This window comes from Streptomyces sp. NPDC037083 (genome assembly GCF_055606485.1).
The window spans coordinates 439,330-458,403 of the sequence record NZ_JBVJSQ010000004.1 but is presented as its reverse complement, the minus strand read 5'-3'; the positions used below and the strand labels follow the sequence as shown (position 1 = coordinate 458,403).

Here is a 19,074-nt window from a genome sequence, read left to right as displayed (position 1 = left end):
CTCGCGCGTGGGTGGGGCCCGGACCGTGGGCACGGTCCGGGCCCCACCCACGCGCGAGTGCCACGACCGCCCCTCTCCCCTCGTTCACCTCCCGCGAGGCAGCAGCAGGACGGCTCCCGCCGGCAGCGCCGCCAGCAGGAGCCAGGGCACGGTGGGCGGCAGGCCGGTGTCGAGGAGGGCGCCGGTGACCGCGCTGCCGAGGAGCACGATCAGCCCGGAGACGGAGGACAACGCACCGGTGTACAGGCCGAGCCGGCCGTCCTCGGCGAGGTCGGGCACCCAGGCGCGGGCGGCGGGCGCGACGAGCATCTGGCCGAGCGTGAGCAGCGCCACGAAGCCGGCCGCGGGCAGCAGCCCGGCCGTCCCGGTCCGTCCGGCGGGCAGGGCCGCGGCGACCACGGCGAAGCCGACGGCGATCAGCGTCAGCCCGGCTGCCATCGCGCGGCGCGGGCTCAGCCGCTCCCCCACCCACCGGGTGACCGGCAGCTGGGCGGTGACCACCAGCAGCGACGACAGCGCGAACAGCCAGGCCAGCGGCGCCTGCGAACCGGCCGCGCGCCGCACCTCGGCGGGGAGGGTCAGGTAGAGCTGGTTGTAGGCGAGGAGGTAGGCGCCGTACCCGCAGCACAGGGCGAGGAAGCGGCGGTTGCGGAGCAACGGGCCCGCACCGCCGCGCAGTCGGACCCGATCGCGGCCGGGGAGGTGCTGCGGCAGCAGCCACGCGTGCCCGCCGAGCACGAGGACGAAGACCCCCGCGCCGGCCAGGCACACCGCTCGGAAGCCGACCTCCAGGAGCAGCGCGCCGAGCAACGGACCGACGAACGCACCGGCCTGCCCGGCGACCGTGAACAGGGCCAGCACCCGGGTCCGTGAGCCGCCGCCCGACTCCTCGTGCAGGACGGCCTGCCGCGCCACCTCGGATTCGACGGCGGGTGAGAACAGCGCGGCCGCGAATCCGGTCAGGAGCACCGCCGCGACGACCGTCCAGAGCTGCCCGGCGTATCCGAGCCAGCCGAATCCGGCGATCCGCAGCGCGCATCCGGCGAGGACGACCGGCCGGACGCCGTACCGGTCGGCGAGCGCCCCGCCGACCACGAACAGCCCCTGCTGGCTGAAGGTCCGCAGTCCCAGCACGAACCCCACCAGCCAGCCCGCCATGCCGACCGCGTCGCCCAGGTGCTCGGCGAGGAACGGCAGGACCGCGAAAAAGCCTATGTTGAAGGCGAGTTGAGTGACAATCAGGAGTCGTAGCAGGGGCGACAGTCGGGGCGCTTCCCTCGCCCTCCGACGAAGGACGGGACGGGCCGTGGTCATACCGTTCCGGCCAACTGCCATCGCTCAGACGACGGTTCGACGGCGTCCGGGCCGGCGGGACGACGTCGTCGTGGCCGTCGCAGCGCGCCGGGAGCGGTCACCGCCAGGGCGCCGAGGAGGGCGAGCCCGGCGGCGGGGGCGAGGACCGCCCAGGGGGCGCGTTCGGCGTAGGGCTGGTTCTCGGCGAGGAGCAGCCCCCACTCGGGGGACGGCGGCTGGGCGCCGAGACCGAGAAAGCCGAGGGAGGCCAGGGCGAGGGCGATCCCGGGCAGCCGCAGCAGGGCGTGCCGGACGACGGGCGGCCCGACGGCGGGCAGGAGTTCGCTCCTGAACAGGTGCCAGGGGCGGGCGCCGAGGGCCAGGGTGGCGGCGAGGTGGACGGTGGCCCGTTCCTGCCGCAGCAGCGCCGAGGTGTGCGCGGCCAGCGGCGCCCAGGCCACCACCGCAACGGCCAGGACGGGCGTCGTCGGCCCGCCGCCCCGGACGGCGGTGACCAGGAGTGCCACCAGTACGGGCGGCACGGCGTTCACGGTGTCGACGAGGGGCCCGGAGACCCGGGGCAGCAGCCCGAGCAGAACCCCGGCGGTCAGCGCGACCGCGCTGATGGCGAGGGAGAGGAGCAGGGTGTCGAGGGCGCCGTGCGCGACCCGGGCGAGCACGTCACGGCCGAGCGCGTCCGTGCCGAACGGATGTGCCCCGGACGGAGGTTGGAGGCGAGCACCGGTGTCCAGGGCGAGGGGGTCGCGGGGCAGGCCGAGCGCCACCACGGCCGACAGCAGAAGACCGCACACGAAGGGCGGCGTCCTGCGCCCGGCCGACGTCGGCCCGTGGACGGTGTGCAGGGCGCCGTCGCGCAGGGCCGGACCGATGAGCCACCCCGCGGCGAGCCGGACGACACCGGTGACGACCGCCGCGAAGGCGACGAGCACGAGAGCGCCTGTCTGAAGAACGGGCAGATCCTGGGCGATCGCCGCCTGCAGGGTGGTCCGGCCGAGCCCGGGGATGTCGAAGACCTGCTCCACGGCGACGGATCCGCCGGTCAGGCCCACCACGAACAGCCCGAGGCCCGGCAGCAGCGCGGGCACGCAACGGCGCAGCGCCTTGCGGGCGATGCTCCGTCCGGGCAGACCGCGCGCCGCGGCGGCCTGTGCCCAGGGCTCGGCGAACGCCGCGGGCAGCTGGTCGTCCAGGAGGCGCCCGAGGACCGCACCGGCGGGCAGGCCGAGGGCGAGCGCGGGCAGCACCGTCCACTGCGGGCCGTACCAGCCGAGCGCGGGCAGCCATCCCCACTGCACGCCGATCACCGTCGCGAGGACGGAGGCGATGAGGAACTCCGGCAGCGCGGCGAGCACGGCGGAACCCGCACCGCCGGCGGGGCGGCCCTCCAGACGGCGCCGCGCGCCGAGACACAGCGTGCGGGCGCACACGCCGGCCGCGACGACCACGGCGACAGCCAACGCCACCGCCATCAGCAGCAGCGACACGCCCAGGGCGGTGAGGAGCCCGGGCATGACGTCGGCGCCGGAGATCCACGACCGTCCGGCGTCCCCGCGCGGCAACCCCGCGAGCCACCGCCCCAGGAGGTGCGAGGGGCCGTCGTCCAGGCCGAGTTGGGCGCGGATGGCGGCGAGCGTCTCGGGTGAGGGATCGCGGTCGGCGGAGCGTGCCTTGAGCACGGTGAGCGCCGGGTCGGTGTGCGCGAGCCAGGGCAGCAGCCCGATCCCGCACACCAGCAGCGCGGCCAGTCCGGCACGCCACACCAGCGTGCCCACCCTGCTCCTCATGCCGTCAGTACCGGGTCCCGGCGCCGACGAGGGTGCGCTCGTAGGGGTCGAGCAGCACGCCCCTGACCTTGGCGGCGACGCCGGTGACCACGCGCTGGTGGACGAGCGGGACGACGGCGTCGGTGCCGAGGATCGCGGCCTCGGCGGCCAGGGCGGCTTCCTGCCGCTCGTCGGGGTCGGCCACCGATTGCGCCTCGGCGACGGCCTTGTCGACGCCCTCGTCGCACAGCAGGGCGAGGTTGTAGCCGCCGTCGCAGGTGAAGTCGCCGGCGAGGACGGTGACGGGGTCACCGGTGTCGAGGAGGCTGTTGCGGGCGCCGACGACGGCGTCGAACTTCCCGGCGAGCGCGTCGCTCTCCAGCCGCGAGTACTCCCGGACCTCCAGTCTCACCTTGAAACCGGCGCTCTCCAGCTGCTGCTTCACCACCTGTGCGACTTCCGGGAGTTCGGGCCGGTTGTCGTAGGTGGCCAGGGTGAGGGAAGCGCCGCCGGGGGCAGCGGCCTTCGCCCGCCCGGCGGGCCGTACGCGTTTGCCCTCGGCCCAGGCGACGGCCGGGCCGTACAGCCCGGCGCCCGCGTCGGCGTGGCCCTCGTAGACGCCCTCGGCGAGACCGGACGGGTCCACGGCCGCGCGTGCGGCGGCGCGCAGGGCGGGGTCCTTGAAGACGCCCGATCGTGCGTTGAGATAGAGGCTGGTGGTGCGGGTCGTGGCGGTCTCCCGGCGGGTGTCCGCGTCGAGCGTGGCGGCCTGGGCGACGGGTATCGCCTCCGCGAGGTCGGCCTGTCCGGTGCGCAGGGCGTTGGCGCGGGCGGTGCCGTCGGCGACGAAGCGCACGTCGATGCCCGAGGCGTGCGCGCGACCGCCCCAGTAGTCGTCGAAGCGGTCGAGGTCGGCGACCGTGGCGCCGGCCACGTGGGTGACCTCGAAGGGACCGGTGGCGGTGCCGACCGGATCGACGACGCCCTTCTTCGCGTACGCCTTCGGCGAGAGCACGGCGAGGCCGGGGCTGGACAGGCGCAGGGGCAGGACGGGGTCCGGGGCGGCGGTGGTGACGCGTACGCCGGTCGCGCCCGCCGCCTTCGCCGTGAGGGTGACGCCCGCCAGGGCCGCCGGGGCGGGCTCGGCCTCGGTGGCGCGGGTGAGGGAGGCGGCGACGGCGGCGGGTGTCACGTCCGTGCCGTCCTGGAAGGAGGCCTCGCGCAGGGTGAACAGCCAGGTGCGGTCGTCCTCGCGCCGCCAGGAGGCGGCGAGCGCGGGGGCGGCGGCGCCGTTGGCGTCGAGCGCGGTCAGCCCTTCGGTGACGCCGAGACGGCTGAGGATCGTCGCGTCGGCGCCGTGCGGGGACAGGTTCTCGGCGGGCGGGAAGGCGAGCGCGACCCTCAGCCGGGGGCCGTCGCCGGCTGAGGGCGCCTCACCGTCGTCACCGCCGGACGGGGCGAAACAGCCGGCGAGGAGCGGGGCGAGGAGGAGGGAGACGAGGAGCCGATGGCGCCTTGGGCGACGGGGGTCATGGGGATGGGGGTGAAGGGGGTGAAGCGGAAGGGGCATGGAGTTACCGACCTGTGGGACGGGGGTGAGGGGAGAACGGGGCGGACGAGGAGGAAGGGTCGGCGGGGGCGGCGGAGGCGGGGAGGAGGCCGGCGAGGGGGAGGCCGTCGGAGGCGGCGAGGGGGAGGCCGTCGGAGAGGCCGGGAGGGGCGTCGAACGGGATGTCGAAGTGCACGATGCCCTGGCCGCCGTCCATGTCCTCCCGCTCGTCGTGCACGACGGTGCCGAGTGACCGCCAGAACCCCTCGGCCCCTTCCACGGCCGGGTCGGTGTGCAGATAGACGGAGCGATAGCCGCCGTCCGCGGCCGCGAAGGCGAGGAGTCCGGAGACCAGCCGCCGGGCGAGCCCGCGACGCCGGTGCTCTCGCCGGACGTAGACGCGGCGCAACTGCGCGGTGGTGCCCGAGGGGTAGCGCTCGGCGACATGGCGCGGGTTCGGCGGATGCGCGGGACCCCGGGAGTCGAGGGCCGCCGTGGCGACGACCTCGCCGTCCTCGCCGTCGAGCGCGACCAGCAACACGTGCCGGGCGGGGGCGAGATACGCCGTGACCGGGTCGATGATGTCGCCGTGCCAGCGAGGCACGTAACCGGTACCGAAATCGCGGTAGACGGTGTCCAGCATGACGGCGCGAGCGCCGTCGAGGTCGTCGGGGCCCGCCGGCCTGATGCAGTAGTCACGCACTTGCACATCCTATGCATTAACGGAGACCTATTGATCACTCGATCCCCGCCCGTCGGATTTGACAGAGATCACGGCACGCCCTAAACCTAGCCACATGACATTCATTTTCAAAAAGGCGGTACGCCGATGCGCGTAGCCTTCGTGGGGAAGGGCGGCAGCGGCAAGACGACACTGTCGGCCCTGTTCGCCCGGCACTTGGCACAGTCCGGCGCACCGGTGCTCGCCGTGGACGGCGACATCAACCAGCACCTGTCCGAGGCCCTGGACCCCACAGCCACGTCCCCGTCCTTCACGGCCCCGCCCCTCGCCCCCCACCTGGGCGACATCAAGGACCTGCTGCGCGGCTCCAATCCGCGGATCCCCTCCCGCGAGGCGATGATCAAGACGACCCCGCCGGGCCGCGGCTCCCGGCTGCTGCGCCTCCTCGGCGACGACGAGCTGCACACACGCCATGTCCAGCGGGTCGGCGGCGTGCCCCTGATGGTGACGGGCGAGTTCGACGAGAGCGACCTGGGGGTGGCCTGCTACCACTCCAAGCTGGGCGCGGTGGAGCTCTACCTGAGCCATCTGGTGGACGGCCCCGGCGAGTACGTGGTGATGGACATGACCGCCGGCGCCGACGCCTTCGCCTCCGGCCTCTTCACCCGCTTCGACATGACCTTCCTGGTGGCCGAACCCACCCGCAGAGGCGTCTCCGTCTACCGCCAGTACCGCGACCACGCCCGCGAGTTCGACATCCCGCTCGCCGTGGTCGGCAACAAGGTGACCGGCGAGGACGATCTGCTCTTCCTCAAGGAGGAAGTCGGCGACGACCTTCTCACCCACCTCGCCCTGTCCCCCTGGGTCCGATCCGCCGAGCGGGGCAGCCCCCGGGGCGAGTTGGAGGACGCCAACCGCCACGCCCTGAACGTCCTGCGCGAGACGGTCGACGCCCGCGAGAAGGACTGGCCGGCGTTCCACCGCCACACCGTGGAATTCCACCTCCGCAACGCCCGCTCCTGGGCGAACCAGGCGACCGGCCAGGACCTGGCGGCACAGGTGGACCCGGAGTTCGTGCCGGGGCCGGCCGCGCTGACCTGAACACTCGGGGGCCCCTCCCCCCTCCCCCACCCTCCCCTCACGCGCAAACTCGAACTCAAGAACAGGACACAGGACACCCATGTCTCTCGACGTCTCCCCGAAGCTCCTCGCCGAGGCCGAAGCCGGTGCCATCCGCGAGGAGGACTTCGTGGACACGATCCGCACGTCGCTCCCCTACGCCTACGGTCTCGTCTCCGACCTGGCCGCCCGACTCCACGGCGGCATCGCCGAGTTCGCCGACAACCAGACCCCTCCGCCTTCGGAGCAGCAGCGGGGCCAGCTCCTGCGTGCCCTCGCCAGCGACGCCATCCGCGGCAGCCTGGAACGCCACTTCGGCATCACCCTCGCCTTCCAGAACTGCCACCGCGTGGCGGCGTTCCGACCGGGGGCGCGGGGCGGTGAGACGTACACGCGGTTCACCTCGGTACGCGCGCAGGTGCTGAACCAGTCGGCGGAGCTGCGGGACTGTTAGGCCTCCGGCCGGCCTCCGACCCCGTCGCTCGTACAGGCGGCGGGGTCGTCGCGCACCGGACCGCCCCGCTGCGCCGAGTCGGCGCGGCCCGCTGTGCTCTCCCGCCAACTGTCCTCACCGGAGCGGGCGCCTCGTCCCCTCACCTCAGACCGGTCGCGTCGACGAGGCGCACCACGTCCTTGCGTCCGTATCCGAGGAGCGCGGCGCGGTGGGCGGCCGTCAGCAGCAGATGGGCGACGACCTGTGCTCCGTAACCGTCGCGGTCGGTTCCGAACCCCTCCTCCGGTTTCTCGATGCCGAGGCTGCTCATCACCAGGCCGTGGTCGCGGCGGATCTCCGCGACCGTGTCGGACACGGCTGCCAGGAGCGTGGCGCCGGGGCGCTCGCAGGTGAGGGCGAAGCAGCCGCGGTCGACCGGTTCACAACCGCTGGGCGGATGGGTGCGCAGGCGCTCGTACCGCTCGTCGCCGAAGCCGCCGTCGCCGAACTCGTCGTGCACCAGGACGAACCGGTGGAACCCGGCAGGCGTCGGCCGAGGCGGGGGCGTGTACTCCCAGCCGGCGTTCTCGTGCACCAGCCGCCGCACCTCCTCCTCGTCGGCCGAGGTGACCGTGAAGCCGGTCTTGGTGTCGTGCCCGGTGATCGTGCCGTCGGCGTTGCGCCGGATGTGCAGGCTCATGGCTACCCCCGTAGTCGTGACGAGCGGGAAGATCCCGTCACCCGCACAACGGTCCGCGACTTCGCACCGTGCCCGCACGCCCGCGCATCACTCGATCGTGTGAACGACCGGTTCGCTCATCGCCCGCCGTCCAGGAACTCCGTCACGGCCGTCACGAATCGCCGGGGATCGTCCCGCCACGGAAAGTGCCCCGTCCCCGGCTGGACGACGAGTTCGGCGTCGGGGAACAGCTCCGCGAACTCCCGCATCACGCGGGGCGGCGCCGCCAGGTCGCACTCGCCCCCGAGGAGGAGGACCGGGGACGGGAAGGAGGCGAGGGCCTTGCGGGTGGCGGCCGGGGTGAAGGCGCCCTCCGCGGCGTACGCGGCCGCCGCCTCGTGGTTCTTGTCCTTCTCGCCGGCCGCGTCGAAGGCGCGGGCCTCCTCGTCCCATCGGGCGTGGAAGAAGGGGGCGACGGCCTGCCAGGAGTCGGCGGTGGCCCGGCCCGAGGTGACGGCCTCCAGGGCCGCGTAGGCGGGGGCGAACCACGGCTCGCCGCTGCGCAGACGGGCGGTCGTCAACCGGTCCTCGGCGGTGATCTCCAGGCCGGTCGCGTACACGCTCGGGGTGATCAGCAGGAGACGGGCGACGCGGTCCGGATGGCGGGCGGCGTACAGGAGTGCCAGGTTGGCTCCGCCGGAGTGTGCGAGCAGGTCGATCCGGTCGAGCCCGAGGTGGGCGCGCAAGGCCTCGACGTCGTCGACCTGGTGGTCGCAGCGGTACGAGGCGGTGTCCGCCGGGGCCGCCGACTCGCCGGTGCCCCTGGGGTCCAGCACGATGAGCCGACGGTGGGAGGTGAGGCCGCCGAGGTCTCCCAGGTAGGCGGCGGACTGCATGGGGCCGCCGGGCACGCAGATCAGGGGTGGGCCGTCTCCGGCGCTGTGGTGGGCGAGGCGGGTTCCGTCGAAGGCGGTGAAGCTCGGCATGGGAGGAAGCCTCACAGTGGGGCCCGCGGCGGACAACCGAGTTTGCGGGACGGGTCGGCGCGCCTCGAGCCGGGGCGGGGGCGCGGGCAGGTGTCCCGACCTCGACCTCGCCCCCGGCTCCCGCGTCCCCGGCTCCCGCGTCCCCGGTCCCGCGTCCCCGGTCCCGCGTCCCCGGCTCCCGCGTCCCCGGCTCCCGCGTCCACCCCTCGCGCGCGCCCCGCGCTCCCGTGCCCACGCGCCCCGCGCTCCCGTTCCCACGCGCCCGCGTCGACCGCCCCGTCCTGCGTCAGGCCGCCTGTGCCACCCCCTCCCGGTGCCTTCGGATGATCTCCGCGTAATGGTGTCCGGTGCCCTTGATCGTGCGGGTCTGGGTCCGGTAGTCCACGTGGACGAGTCCGAACCGTTTGTCGTAGCCGTAGGCCCACTCGAAGTTGTCCAGCAGCGACCAGGCGAAGTAGCCGGCCAGCGGGGCGCCCTTGCGGGCGGCGGAGGCGCAGGCGGCGAGGTGAGCGGTCAGGTAGGCCTGCCGCTCGGGGTCGTCCACGGTTCCGTCGGGGCGGACGACGTCCGGGTGGGCGGAACCGTTCTCCGTGACGTACAGCCGGCGGGCGCCGTACTCGTCGGTCAGGCGCAGCAGGAGCGTCTCGATGCCGCCGGGGTCGATCTCCCAGTCCATCGCGGTGCGCGGGACGCCGGGTCGGCGCACGGAACGGGCGTGCGGGGCGGGCCCGTCGGGGTCGTCGGTCACCGTCGCCGGGAAGTAGTAGTTGAGGCCGAGCCAGTCCAGCGGGGCCGCGATCGTCTCCAAGTCGCCTGGTTGTTCGGGGAGTTCGACGGCGTACACCTCGCGCATGTCGGCCGGGAAGCCGCGGCCGTGCACCGGGTCGAGCCACCAGCGGTTGGTGTGGCCGTCCATGCGGCGGGCGGCGGCGAGGTCCTCGGGCCGGTCGGTGGCGGGGTGGACGGTGGAGAGGTTGTTGACGATGCCGATCTTCGCGTGCGGGGCTGCCGCCCGGACGGCCTGGACGGCGAGTCCGTGGCCGAGGAGCAGGTGGTAGGAGGCGCGGACGGCGGCCGTGAGGTCCGTGAGGCCGGGGGCCATCGTTCCTTCGAGGTGGCCGATCCAGGCCGAGCACAGGGGTTCGTTGAGGGTGGCCCAGTGGCTGACGCGGTCGCCGAGACGTCCGGCGACGGCCGAGGCGTACGCGGCGAAGTGCTCGGCGGTGTCGCGCTCGGGCCAGCCGCCGCGGTCCTGGAGAGCCTGGGGCAGGTCCCAGTGGTAGAGGGTGACGGACGGTGTGATGCCCGACTCCAGCAGTCCGTCGATCAACTCGTCGTAGAAGTCGAGGCCCTTGGGGTTCACCGGGCCGTCGCCGCCGGGTACGACGCGGGGCCAGGCGACGGACAACCGGTAGGCGTTGGCGCCCAGTCGGCGCATCAGGGCGATGTCCTCGCGCCAGCGGTGGTAGTGGTCGCAGGCGACGTCGCCGTGGTCGCCGTCCGCGGTCTTGCCGGGGGTGTGCGAGAAGGTGTCCCAGATCGACGGCGATCGGCCGTCCTCCGCCACGGCTCCCTCGATCTGGTAGGCCGAGGTGGCGGTCCCCCACAGGAAGTCGCGGGGCAGGGCGGCGAGGTCGATGGTCACTGAGGTCCTTTCGGGATCGGGGTGCGGGGTCACTTCACGGCTCCGGCGGTCAGTCCGGCGACGAGATAGCGCTGGAGCAGCAGGAAGCCGGCGACCACGGGCACGCTGACGACCAGCGAGGCGGCCATGATCTGGTTCCAGTAGACGTCGTTGAGGGTGGAGTAGCCCTGGAGTCCGACGGCGAGGGTGCGGGTGGTGTCGTTGGTCATGACGGAGGCGAACAGGACTTCGCCCCAGGCGGTCATGAAGGCGTAGACGGCGACCGCCACGATGCCGGGGATCGCGGCCGGCACGACGATCCGGAAGAGCGCGCCGAGCGGTCCGCAGCCGTCGACCAGTGCGGCCTCGTCCAGGTCGCGCGGCACGGAGTCGAAGTATCCGATCAGCATCCAGATGGAGAAGGGGAGGGAGAACGTCAGGTAGGTGAGGATCAGGCCGCCGCGTGAGCCGAACAGTGCGATGCCGGTGGCGTTGCCGATGTTGACGTAGAGCAGGAACAGCGGGAGGAGGAAGAGGATGCCGGGGAACATCTGCGTCGAGAGCACGGTGACGGTGAAGGCCCGTTTTCCGCGGAAGTCGTACCGGCTTGCCGCGTAGGCGCTGAACACGGCGATCACCACCGAGCAGACCGTGGCCGCGCCTGCCACGATCAGCGAGTTCACGAAGTAGGTGGCGAGCGGGACCGTGGACCAGATGTCGATGTACGGGCGGATCGTCAGTCCGCTGGGCAGCCAGCGGAAGGTGCCCGTGACGTCCGCGAGCGGCTTCAGGGAGCTGGAGAGCATCACGTACACGGGCACGAGGACGAAGCCGGTGAGCAGGGTGAGGAAGATCCGCCGGGACCACAGGAACGAAGTCGGCGGTGCCATGGGGGAGTCATCGCGCACGGGAGGGCCTCCGTCCCCGGGTGGTGGCGGCCAGGTAGACGCCGGTCACGGCCAGCAGGAAGAGCAGCAGCAGGACCGACATGGCCGAGCCGGTGCCGAAGTTCCAGGTGACGAAGGACGCTTGGTAGATGTGGACCGAGATCAGGTCCGCGGCTTCGGGTGCGGCCTTGCCGAACAGCACGTAGGGGGTGTTGAAGTCGTTGAACGTCCACAGGAACAGGACCAGGATCAGGACCTGGTTGACGGGGGCCAGGGAGGGGAGGGTGATGCGGCGGATCTGCTGCCACACGCCGGCTCCGTCCAGCGCCGCCGCCTCGTACAGCTCGCGCGGGATGTTCTGCAGGCCGGCCATGACGATGAGGAAGGCGAACGGCCAGCCCTTCCATACGGAGACGGTGAGCAGTGCATAGAAGCTGTTGTCGCCGATGAGCCAGAAGGAGGGCTGGTCGGTGAGGTGGAGTTGGTCGTGCAGGACGTGGTTCACCAGGCCGTTGTCGTGCTGGAACATGAAGACCCAGGTGATCACCGCGGCGTAGACGGGCAGTGCGTACGGCACCAGGAAGAGCGCCCGCAGCAGGCCGCGTCCCCGGAAGGCGTCCTGCATGAAGATCGCCGCCGTGGTGCCGATGAGCCAGCACAGGCCGACCGAGAGCAGGGTGAAGCCGACGGTGACGAGGAAGGAGCGCAGCAGGGCCTGGCCGACGGGGGCGTCGAAGTCCACGGACACGCGGTAGTTGTCGAGTCCGGACCAGGGGGCGGTGCCCCAGTCGCGGATGTAGAACTGGGTGAGCTCTTTGAAGCTCATCACGATGCCGATCACCATCGGCACCAGGTGGACCAGGAGTTCGAGGATCAGGGCGGGCAGGAGCAGCAGGTAGGGCAGTCCGGCGCGGCGGATCCGGCCGGGTCGCGGTCGGGGGGGTTCGTGGGCGCCGGGGGTGACGTGAGGCTTTCGGGCCTCGATCGTGGTGGACATCCGGCTCACTTCGCCGGCATCTGCTGCTGGGCCTTGGCGAGCCTGGCCTTCACCGACTCGGTGGTCACCGGGTGGCCGGCGGCGGCTTCGGCGAACAGTTCCTTGACGGCTGTGCCGACCGCGGTCTCGAACTGCGACTCGTCGGCGACCTGCGGCAGTGCGGCGGCGCTCTTGGCGAGGGTGTCCTTCAGGACCGCGTTCGCGGGGGTGTTGAAGGACGGGTCCGCCTGCGCCGCGGCGACCGGCGGGATGGTGCTGTAGGCGGTGTTGAGGATTTTCTGCTCCTCGTCGCCGGTCATGAACTTGACGAACTTCGTTGCGCCGTCGAGGTTGTCGGTGTTCTTGAAGACGGCCAGGTTGATGCCCGCGACCATGGAGTTGATCTGGGCGCCGGCGCCCGGGGCGCCCGACTGCACGGGTACGGGGGCGATGCCGTACTGGTCCTCGCTCATGCCCTGGGACTTGAGGTTGGCGGACGCGGACTGCCACAGCAGCATCGCCGTCCTGCCCTTGGCGAAGTCGCCGACGGACTGGTTCTGCGCGTACTCGGCGTTGCCCTTCGGGATGACCTTGTCCTTCGCCATCAGGTCGACGTACTGCTTGACCGCCGAGACCACGGCCTCGGAGGTGAAGTCGGGTTTGCCGTCGGCGGTGAAGAAGTCGGCGCCGTGCTGTTTGGCGAAGACGAAGACGTGGTGGATGTTCTCCGCGACGTTGGCGCCCTCGGCGCCCAGGACCTGCTTGCCCTCGGCCTGGATCTTCTTGCCGTCGGCCGCCAGTTCCGCCCAGGTGGCGGGGGGTTGGGCGATGCCGGCGTCGGCGAAGATCTGCTTGTTGTAGTAGAGGGCGTACGCCATCGAGTACAGCGGTACCGCGGCGGGGTCCTTGCCCGGTGCTCCCGTCGAGCCGAGCGCCGACGCGACGAAGCGGTCCTTGCCGCCGATCGCCGCGAGGTTGGCGTCGTTCCAGGGCAGCAGCGCGCCCGTGGCCTGGAGCGAGGCCGACCAGGTGTTGCCGATGTTGAGGACGTCGGGGCCCTGGCCGGAGGTGGTCGCGGTGAGGATCCGGTTGAGCAGGTCCGACCAGGGGACGACCTCCAGCTTGACCTTGATCCCGGTCTGTTCCTCGAACTTGTCGAGCTCCGGCTGGAGGACCTTCTTGTCGACCTCGATGCTCGCGCCCTGGTTGGAGGCCCAGTACGTCAGGGTCTTCGGCGAGTCGTTGGAGCCTTCGCCGTCGGTCGAGGTACCGCCCCCGCAGGCCGTGGCCGCGAGGGCGAGCGACATGACGACGGCTCCTGTGGCCGCGGCTCGGATGGTGCGCATGGGTCGGCTCCCGGTGTCATCAGGGCTTAATTTAGGACGTGAGTTAAACCGCGGAAGAGTCGCCCGTCAAGAGTCCCGGCACACTCTGGGGAACTCCCGCCCGACCACTTGACGCGCACGTTCAGGTAGTTGAAGCATTCAGCGCTGAGAGAGCGCTCTCAGGCAAGCCCTCATTCACTTCCTTAAATCAGCCGTTCACTTCCGAGCGGCCTGGACCGAGGAGAGCCGCCCATGCCCCACACCCCGCCGTCGGACACGCCCGCCGTGCGCCGCAGAGCCGTCCTCGCCGCCGCCGCGACGGCCGCGGCCGCGCCCGCCCTGACCGGACTGGCCGCCGCGCCGGCTTCCGCGGCCGGACGCGGCAGCCGTCCGCGCGCCCTCCCGGGCGGCGGCGACCTCGGTCCGAACGTCCTCGTCTTCGATCCGTCGACCCCGGACATCCAGGCCCGCCTCGACGAGGTGTTCCGGCGGCAGGAATCGGCCCAGTTCGGCACCGGCCGCTACGCGTTGCTGTTCAAACCCGGCGCCTATCACGGCCTCAACGCCCAGCTCGGCTTCTACACCTCCATCGCGGGCCTCGGCCTCTCCCCCGACGACACCACGATCAACGGGGACGTGACGGTCGACGCCGGCTGGTTCGGCGGAAACGCCACGCAGAACTTCTGGCGTTCCGCGGAGAACCTCGCGCTCGTCCCGGTGAGCGGAACCAACCGGTGGGCGGTCGCCCAGGCGGCCCCCTTCCGCCGGATGCACGTGCGCGGCGGCCTCAACCTCGCGCCGTCCGGCTACGGTTGGGCGAGCGGCGGCTACATCGCCGACAGCCGCATCGAGGGCGAGATCGGGCCGTACTCGCAACAGCAGTGGTACACGCGCGACAGTGCGATCGGCAGTTGGCTCAACGGCGTGTGGAACATGGTCTTCTCGGGCGTGGAGGGCGCACCCGCCCAGAGCTTCCCCAACCCGCCGTACACCACGCTGGACTCGACGCCCGTCTCACGGGAGAAGCCGTTCCTGTACGTCGACGGCGGCGGCGGGTTCCGCGTCTTCCTGCCCGCGAAGCGGACCAACGCCCGCGGGGTCACCTGGGGCAACGGCACACCGCGCGGCAGTTCGCTGCCCCTGTCCCAGTTCTACGTCGCCAAGCCGGGCGTCTCCGCGGCCACGCTGAACCAGGCGCTCGCACAGGGCCTGCACCTGCTGCTGACGCCCGGCGTCTACCACCTCGACCAGCCGATCAGGGTGACCCGCGCCAACACCGTCGTCCTGGGCCTGGGTTACGCCACGCTGATCCCCGTCAACGGCGTCACCGCGCTGAAGGTGGCCGACGTCGACGGGGTCCGGCTGGCGGGCTTCCTCGTCGACGCCGGGCCCGTCAACTCCTCGACCCTGCTGGAGGTCGGTCCGCCCGGGGCGTGCCGCGACCACTCCGCCAACCCGACCACCGTCCAGGACGTGTTCGTGCGCATCGGCGGAGCGGGCGCCGGCAAGGCCACCACCAGCATGGTGATCAACAGCCGGCACACGATCGTCGACCACACCTGGGTCTGGCGCGCGGACCACGGCGAGGGCGTCGGCTGGGAGACCAACCGGGCCGACTACGGCGTCGTCGTGAACGGCCACGACGTGCTGGCCACCGGCCTGTTCGTGGAGCACTTCAACAAGTACGACGTGCAGTGGTACGGCGAGCGCGGACGCACGATCTTCTTCCAGAACGAGAAGGCGTACGACGCCCCGAACCAGGCGGCCATCCAGAACGGCGCGCTGAAGGGCTACGCCGCCTACAAGGTCGGCGACAACGTCACCGCGCACGAGGGCTGGGGTCTGGGCAGCTACTGCTACTACAACGTCGATCCGACGATCGTCCAGCACCACGGGTTCGCCGCGCCCAGCAAGCCGGGCGTGAAGTTCCACGACCTGCTGGTGGTCTCCCTCGGCGGCAACGGCCAGTACGAGCACGTCATCAACGACCTGGGGGCTCCCACCTCGGGCACTTCGACGGTGCCGTCGACGGTGGTGTCCTACCCCTGAACCACCGGCGCAGCAGTAAGGCACGACCGTTGATCAGGTGCGGGCCGCGGCGACCGCCTCGCGGACGGCCGGGGCGATCTCCTCGGCCCACCGGCCGAGCGTGACCTCGGCGGGCGTCCCGTCCTCCACGGGGAAGTGCACGAACCCGGTGGCGCCGAACTCCAGGACCGCTCCGGTGAGTTCCTCGATCCACTGATCCACCGAGCCGCCCCGCCAGCGCCCCTCGCGGTCGCGCGGGGCGGCCGTCGAGGTGGAGCTGATGACGCCCGGCAGGTTGTGGACGGTGGCGATGTCGCGTGGGTCGCGGCCCGCCTTCAGCGCCGCCTCGTCGATGACGGGGCGGGACTCCCGAAAGCGCGGGCTCAGCCAGTCCGCGGCATGTCCGGGGATCCAGCCGTCGCCGACCCGGCCGGTGACGGCGAGGGACTTCGGGCCGACGGCGCCGGTCCACACGGGAGGCGCCGGCGCCGAGGCCGGCTCGAGGTCGCGCACCTGGTAGAACTCCCCCTCGAAAGTGACCGGTTCACCCCCGCCGCAGAGCAGGCGGACGAGGGTGATCGCCTCTTCGAGCGCCCGTACCGCGGCGCCCGGCGCCAGCCTGGGCAGCCCGAGCCGGGCGATGTCGTCCCACAGCCCGCCCGCCCCCATGCCCAGCACCAGACGTCCGCCGGTCAGGGCGGACAGCGAGGTGACGGTACGGGCCAGCATCGGCGCCGGACGGCTGGGCAGGTTCGTCACGCACACCAGGCCGGAGACGCGCTCGGTGCGCCCGAGGACGACCCCGAGGAGCGCGTACGCGTCGAGCCGTCCGGCGAAGTAGGGGTGGTCGGAAACGGTCACCAGGTCCAGGCCCTGCCGGTCGGCCTGGACGGCGAGCCGGAGGGTTTCCTCCACCTCGTCGACGGCGGTGCTGATCTCGGTCCCGAACAACGGCACGTGCGGCGTCGTCGGGTGGGGCGTCGTCCGGTACGGCGACGTTTTGTGAAGCGACATGGCGAAAACCGCCCTCTCCCCGTTGGAGGAGCGTCCCCGGACGCCCCATTTCAGTTCGCGCCACGAACGTTATTGGTTCGTTGCACGAACCGACAATGGGGCTTTGGTCCTACGACCCCCGCGAGGGCGTAGGCCCGCGGTCCGACGTCCGCGGTCCTACGCCCCGTTCCACCGACGCGCGGTCACCGCGTCGGCGCGACCTCCGGCGCCGGGGCGTACCCCGTCGGCCGGGCCGAGAAGGCGCCTCGGCCCTGGGTGCGGCTGCGCAGCCGGGTCGCGTAGCCGAACAGTTCGGCCAGCGGCACGGTGGCAGTGACGACCGCCGACCCGCCGCGCACGGTCGAGTCGGTGATCCGGCCGCGCCGGCCGGCCAGGTCGCCGAGGACCCCGCCGACGGCGTCCTCGGGCACGGTGACCGTGACCTCGACGACCGGTTCCAGCAGGAGCATCGCGCAGCCGCGCAGGGCTTCGCGCAGCCCGAGCCGGCCGGCCGTGCGGAAGGCCATCTCGGAGGAGTCCTTCACATGGGTCGCCCCGTCGGTCAGGGTGACCCGCACACCGGTGACCGGGTGCCCGCCGAGGGGACCCTCGGCCAGGGCGTCCCGGCAGCCCGCCTCGACGGCGCGCACGTACTCCTGCGGCACCCGTCCGCCCACGACGGTGGAACGGAACGCGAAGCCGGTTTCGACGTCGCCGTCCGCGCCATTCTCGCCGTTCTCGCCGTTCTCGCCGTGTGGTGCGAGCGGTTCGACGTCGAGCACGACGTGCGCGAACTGCCCGGCGCCACCGTCCTGTTTGACGTGCCGGAAGACCAGCCCGGACAGGCCGCGGGCGACCGTCTCACGGTAAGTCACCCTCGGACGGCCCACGTTGACCTCCAGGCCCTGGTCGCGACGGATCTTCTCCACCGCCACCTCCAGGTGCAGTTCACCCATGCCCGACAGGACGGTCTGCCCGGTCTCGGGGTCGGTCCTGACGACGAGCGACGGGTCCTCCTCGGCCAGCCGGGCGAGCGCCGGAGCCAGCCGGTCGGCGTCGGCGGTCGTCCGGGGCTCCACCGCCACGGAGACGACCGGCTCGGGAACCCCGGGCGGTTCGAGGACGACGGGCGCCCCCGGCGCGCACAGGGTCGAGCCGGCGCGGGCCGACCTAAGGCCGACCACCGCCACGATGTCCCCGGCGACCGCACGTTCCAGCTGGGCGTGACGGTCGGCCTGCACGCGCAGGATCCGGCCGATGCGCTCGGTCCGCCCGGTGCCCGACTCCCATACCGCGTCTCCCTTCTCGATCGTGCCCGAGTACACCCGCAGGTAGGTGAGCCGCCCCGTGGGGGTGGCGCCGACCTTGAACGCGAGGGCCGCGAACGGCGCGGCGGGGTCCGCGGGCCGTTGTTCGCGGCCCTCGTCGCGCACACCGCCGGCGGTCGCGTCGCCACCGGCGTCCCGCGCACGGTCCGCGCCGTCGGGCACACCGCACACCGGCGGCACGTCCAGCGGCGACGGCAGGTAGGCGACGACCGCGTCGAGCAGCGGCTCGATCCCCCGGTTGCGGTAGGCCGAACCGCACAGCACGACCACGACGTCACCCGTGCCGGTCAGGTCGCGCAGGGCGCCGGAGAGCGTCTGGGCGGAGAGGGTCTCCCCGTCGCAGAACTCCTCCAGCGCGGCCGGATGCCGTTCCGCCACGGCTTCCTCGAGCCGTCTGCGTCGACGCAGCGCTTCCTGCCGAAGCTCGTCCGGCACAGCCCCTTCGACGGCGGTGTCGCTGCCGTCGCTCCAGGTCAGTGCCCGCATGCGGATCAGGTCGACGACGCCGGTGAAGCCGTCCTCGACGCCGATGGGCAGCTGTACGACCAGCGGGACGGGATGGAGCCGGGCGCGGATCGACGCCACCGCGGCGTCGAGGTCGGCGCCTGCTCGGTCCAGCTTGTTGACGAACGCGATCCTCGGCACGCCGTACCGGTCGGCCTGCCGCCACACGGACTCGCTCTGCGGCTCCACCCCGGCGACGGCGTCGAACACCGCGACCGCTCCGTCGAGCACGCGCAGGGCCCGCTCCACCTCGTCGGCGAAGTCGACGTGGCCGGGGGTGTCGATCAGGTTGACGCGGTGACCGTTCCAGTCGCAGCTGACGGCCGCGGCGAAGATGGTGATCCCACGGTCGCGTTCCTGCGGGTCGAAGTCGGTGACGGTCGTGCCGTCGTGGACCTCGCCGCGCTTGTGCGTGGTCCCGGTGGCGTACAGGATCCGCTCGGTGACGGTGGTCTTGCCCGCGTCCACGTGGGCGAGGATGCCCAGGTTGCGCACGGCGGAGAGATGACGGTCGAGGTTGTTGCGCATGGCCCTTTGGCCTTTCGGGGTGTTCCGGGAACGGGCAGCGCGATTTCCGGACGAAGGCCGTGCGATGTGGCATCGGGGCATGACGGCCCGTCAGTTCCTGTGTGGTGACGGGGCGTCGGAGCCCTCAGGCGTCCGTCAGGATTCCCGGTGCCGGCCGCGCGGCGAGCACCGGACCGACCAGGACACGAGGATCACCTCGTAGCGGGAGCAGGGAGCGACGGCAGCGGTGTGGTCACGCATGGCCGGGCTCCCTTCGTTCGTCACGGTGCGTCGCGCCGCCCTGTCGTGGGCCGCGCTCGGTTCGGCGAGTGTAGAGGCGGACGATGTTGCAGCGCACCCGATTTGGCCGGGGCCGT

General features: G+C 72.3%; 14 protein-coding genes and 1 pseudogene. 3 read left to right on the top strand and 12 right to left on the bottom strand.

The annotated features are described in order from the left end of the window. Positions 1 to 84: 84 nt before the first annotated feature. The 4 genes and pseudogenes from ACZ7DE_RS14125 to ACZ7DE_RS14110 all read right to left on the bottom strand — a co-directional run. The gene (locus ACZ7DE_RS14125) at positions 85 to 1,314 is read right to left on the bottom strand and encodes an MDR family MFS transporter (protein WP_470760814.1); all 1,230 of its coding nucleotides are present in this window, start codon (positions 1,312 to 1,314) and stop codon (positions 85 to 87) included. Continuing rightward, the gene (locus ACZ7DE_RS14120) at positions 1,311 to 3,098 is read right to left on the bottom strand and encodes an ABC transporter permease subunit (RefSeq protein ID WP_470760812.1); all 1,788 of its coding nucleotides are present in this window, start codon (positions 3,096 to 3,098) and stop codon (positions 1,311 to 1,313) included. Before ACZ7DE_RS14120 ends, ACZ7DE_RS14125 begins: the two co-directional genes overlap by 4 nt. Positions 3,099 to 3,102: 4 nt before the next feature. After that, entirely contained in the window at positions 3,103 to 4,647 is a 1,545-nt protein-coding gene (locus ACZ7DE_RS14115; RefSeq protein ID WP_470760810.1) for an ABC transporter substrate-binding protein, read from the bottom strand. A gap of 154 nt (positions 4,648 to 4,801) precedes the next feature. Then, a pseudogene (locus tag ACZ7DE_RS14110) lies at positions 4,802 to 5,329 on the bottom strand (GNAT family N-acetyltransferase); the annotation flags it as partial. A gap of 126 nt (positions 5,330 to 5,455) precedes the next feature. Here ACZ7DE_RS14110 and ACZ7DE_RS14105 point away from each other — a divergent pair. Together ACZ7DE_RS14105 and ACZ7DE_RS14100 are read left to right on the top strand one after the other, a co-directional pair. Continuing rightward, positions 5,456 to 6,409 (top strand): ATP-binding protein, encoded by a 954-nt coding sequence (locus ACZ7DE_RS14105; protein ID WP_470760808.1) that lies wholly within the window; start codon positions 5,456 to 5,458, stop codon positions 6,407 to 6,409. A gap of 79 nt (positions 6,410 to 6,488) precedes the next feature. Further along, positions 6,489 to 6,881 carry an SCO5389 family protein gene (locus ACZ7DE_RS14100; protein WP_470760806.1) on the top strand — a complete coding sequence of 131 codons (393 nt, stop codon included), beginning with the start codon at positions 6,489 to 6,491 and terminating at the stop codon, positions 6,879 to 6,881. 139 nt (positions 6,882 to 7,020) lie between these two features. Here the strand turns inward: ACZ7DE_RS14100 and ACZ7DE_RS14095 are convergent, their stop codons facing one another. The 6 genes from ACZ7DE_RS14095 to ACZ7DE_RS14070 form a co-directional block, all read right to left on the bottom strand. After that, positions 7,021 to 7,560 carry a hypothetical protein gene (locus ACZ7DE_RS14095; protein WP_470760804.1) on the bottom strand — a complete coding sequence of 180 codons (540 nt, stop codon included), beginning with the start codon at positions 7,558 to 7,560 and terminating at the stop codon, positions 7,021 to 7,023. Between the two features lie 116 nt (positions 7,561 to 7,676). Then, positions 7,677 to 8,525, bottom strand: a complete 849-nt coding sequence (locus tag ACZ7DE_RS14090) for an alpha/beta fold hydrolase (RefSeq protein WP_470760802.1) — start codon at positions 8,523 to 8,525, stop codon at positions 7,677 to 7,679. A 286-nt stretch (positions 8,526 to 8,811) separates the two neighbouring features. Next, complete coding sequence (locus tag ACZ7DE_RS14085) at positions 8,812 to 10,170, bottom strand: GH1 family beta-glucosidase (RefSeq protein WP_470760800.1); 1,359 nt, start codon at positions 10,168 to 10,170, stop codon at positions 8,812 to 8,814. 29 nt (positions 10,171 to 10,199) lie between these two features. Continuing rightward, a complete protein-coding gene (locus ACZ7DE_RS14080; RefSeq protein ID WP_470760798.1) occupies positions 10,200 to 11,039 on the bottom strand; it encodes a carbohydrate ABC transporter permease in 840 nt (279 codons plus the stop codon). Positions 11,040 to 11,046: 7 nt separating this feature from the next. After that, complete coding sequence (locus ACZ7DE_RS14075) at positions 11,047 to 12,033, bottom strand: carbohydrate ABC transporter permease (protein ID WP_470760796.1); 987 nt, start codon at positions 12,031 to 12,033, stop codon at positions 11,047 to 11,049. A gap of 5 nt (positions 12,034 to 12,038) precedes the next feature. Further along, complete coding sequence (locus ACZ7DE_RS14070; RefSeq protein ID WP_470760794.1) at positions 12,039 to 13,358, bottom strand: ABC transporter substrate-binding protein; 1,320 nt, start codon at positions 13,356 to 13,358, stop codon at positions 12,039 to 12,041. 231 nt (positions 13,359 to 13,589) lie between these two features. Here ACZ7DE_RS14070 and ACZ7DE_RS14065 point away from each other — a divergent pair, with 231 nt between their 5' ends. Then, on the top strand, positions 13,590 to 15,386 hold the full coding sequence (locus tag ACZ7DE_RS14065; protein ID WP_470760792.1) for a coagulation factor 5/8 type domain-containing protein: 1,797 nt from the start codon (positions 13,590 to 13,592) through the stop codon (positions 15,384 to 15,386). A 33-nt stretch (positions 15,387 to 15,419) separates the two neighbouring features. On the opposite strand, the gene ACZ7DE_RS14060 is transcribed toward ACZ7DE_RS14065, so the two are convergent. Then, on the bottom strand, positions 15,420 to 16,379 hold the full coding sequence (locus ACZ7DE_RS14060) for an LLM class flavin-dependent oxidoreductase (protein WP_470760790.1): 960 nt from the start codon (positions 16,377 to 16,379) through the stop codon (positions 15,420 to 15,422). A 182-nt stretch (positions 16,380 to 16,561) separates the two neighbouring features. Continuing rightward, positions 16,562 to 18,718 carry an elongation factor G gene (gene fusA / locus ACZ7DE_RS14055; protein ID WP_470760787.1) on the bottom strand — a complete coding sequence of 719 codons (2,157 nt, stop codon included), beginning with the start codon at positions 18,716 to 18,718 and terminating at the stop codon, positions 16,562 to 16,564. Between the last annotated feature and the right edge of the window lie 356 nt (positions 18,719 to 19,074).

Bases quoted from the DNA above. Each gene is read 5' to 3' on its own strand.
- ACZ7DE_RS14125 (WP_470760814.1), bottom strand. From the start codon at position 1,314: ATGACCACGGCCCGTCCCGTCCTTCGTCGGAGGGCGAGGGAAGCGCCC.
- ACZ7DE_RS14120 (WP_470760812.1), bottom strand. From the start codon at position 3,098: ATGAGGAGCAGGGTGGGCACGCTGGTGTGGCGTGCCGGACTGGCCGCG.
- ACZ7DE_RS14115 (WP_470760810.1), bottom strand. From the start codon at position 4,647: ATGCCCCTTCCGCTTCACCCCCTTCACCCCCATCCCCATGACCCCCGT.
- ACZ7DE_RS14105 (WP_470760808.1), top strand. From the start codon at position 5,456: ATGCGCGTAGCCTTCGTGGGGAAGGGCGGCAGCGGCAAGACGACACTG.
- ACZ7DE_RS14100 (WP_470760806.1), top strand. From the start codon at position 6,489: ATGTCTCTCGACGTCTCCCCGAAGCTCCTCGCCGAGGCCGAAGCCGGT.
- ACZ7DE_RS14095 (WP_470760804.1), bottom strand. From the start codon at position 7,560: ATGAGCCTGCACATCCGGCGCAACGCCGACGGCACGATCACCGGGCAC.
- ACZ7DE_RS14090 (WP_470760802.1), bottom strand. From the start codon at position 8,525: ATGCCGAGCTTCACCGCCTTCGACGGAACCCGCCTCGCCCACCACAGC.
- ACZ7DE_RS14080 (WP_470760798.1), bottom strand. From the start codon at position 11,039: ATGGCACCGCCGACTTCGTTCCTGTGGTCCCGGCGGATCTTCCTCACC.
- ACZ7DE_RS14075 (WP_470760796.1), bottom strand. From the start codon at position 12,033: ATGTCCACCACGATCGAGGCCCGAAAGCCTCACGTCACCCCCGGCGCC.
- ACZ7DE_RS14070 (WP_470760794.1), bottom strand. From the start codon at position 13,358: ATGCGCACCATCCGAGCCGCGGCCACAGGAGCCGTCGTCATGTCGCTC.
- ACZ7DE_RS14065 (WP_470760792.1), top strand. From the start codon at position 13,590: ATGCCCCACACCCCGCCGTCGGACACGCCCGCCGTGCGCCGCAGAGCC.
- ACZ7DE_RS14060 (WP_470760790.1), bottom strand. From the start codon at position 16,379: ATGTCGCTTCACAAAACGTCGCCGTACCGGACGACGCCCCACCCGACG.
- fusA (WP_470760787.1), bottom strand. From the start codon at position 18,718: ATGCGCAACAACCTCGACCGTCATCTCTCCGCCGTGCGCAACCTGGGC.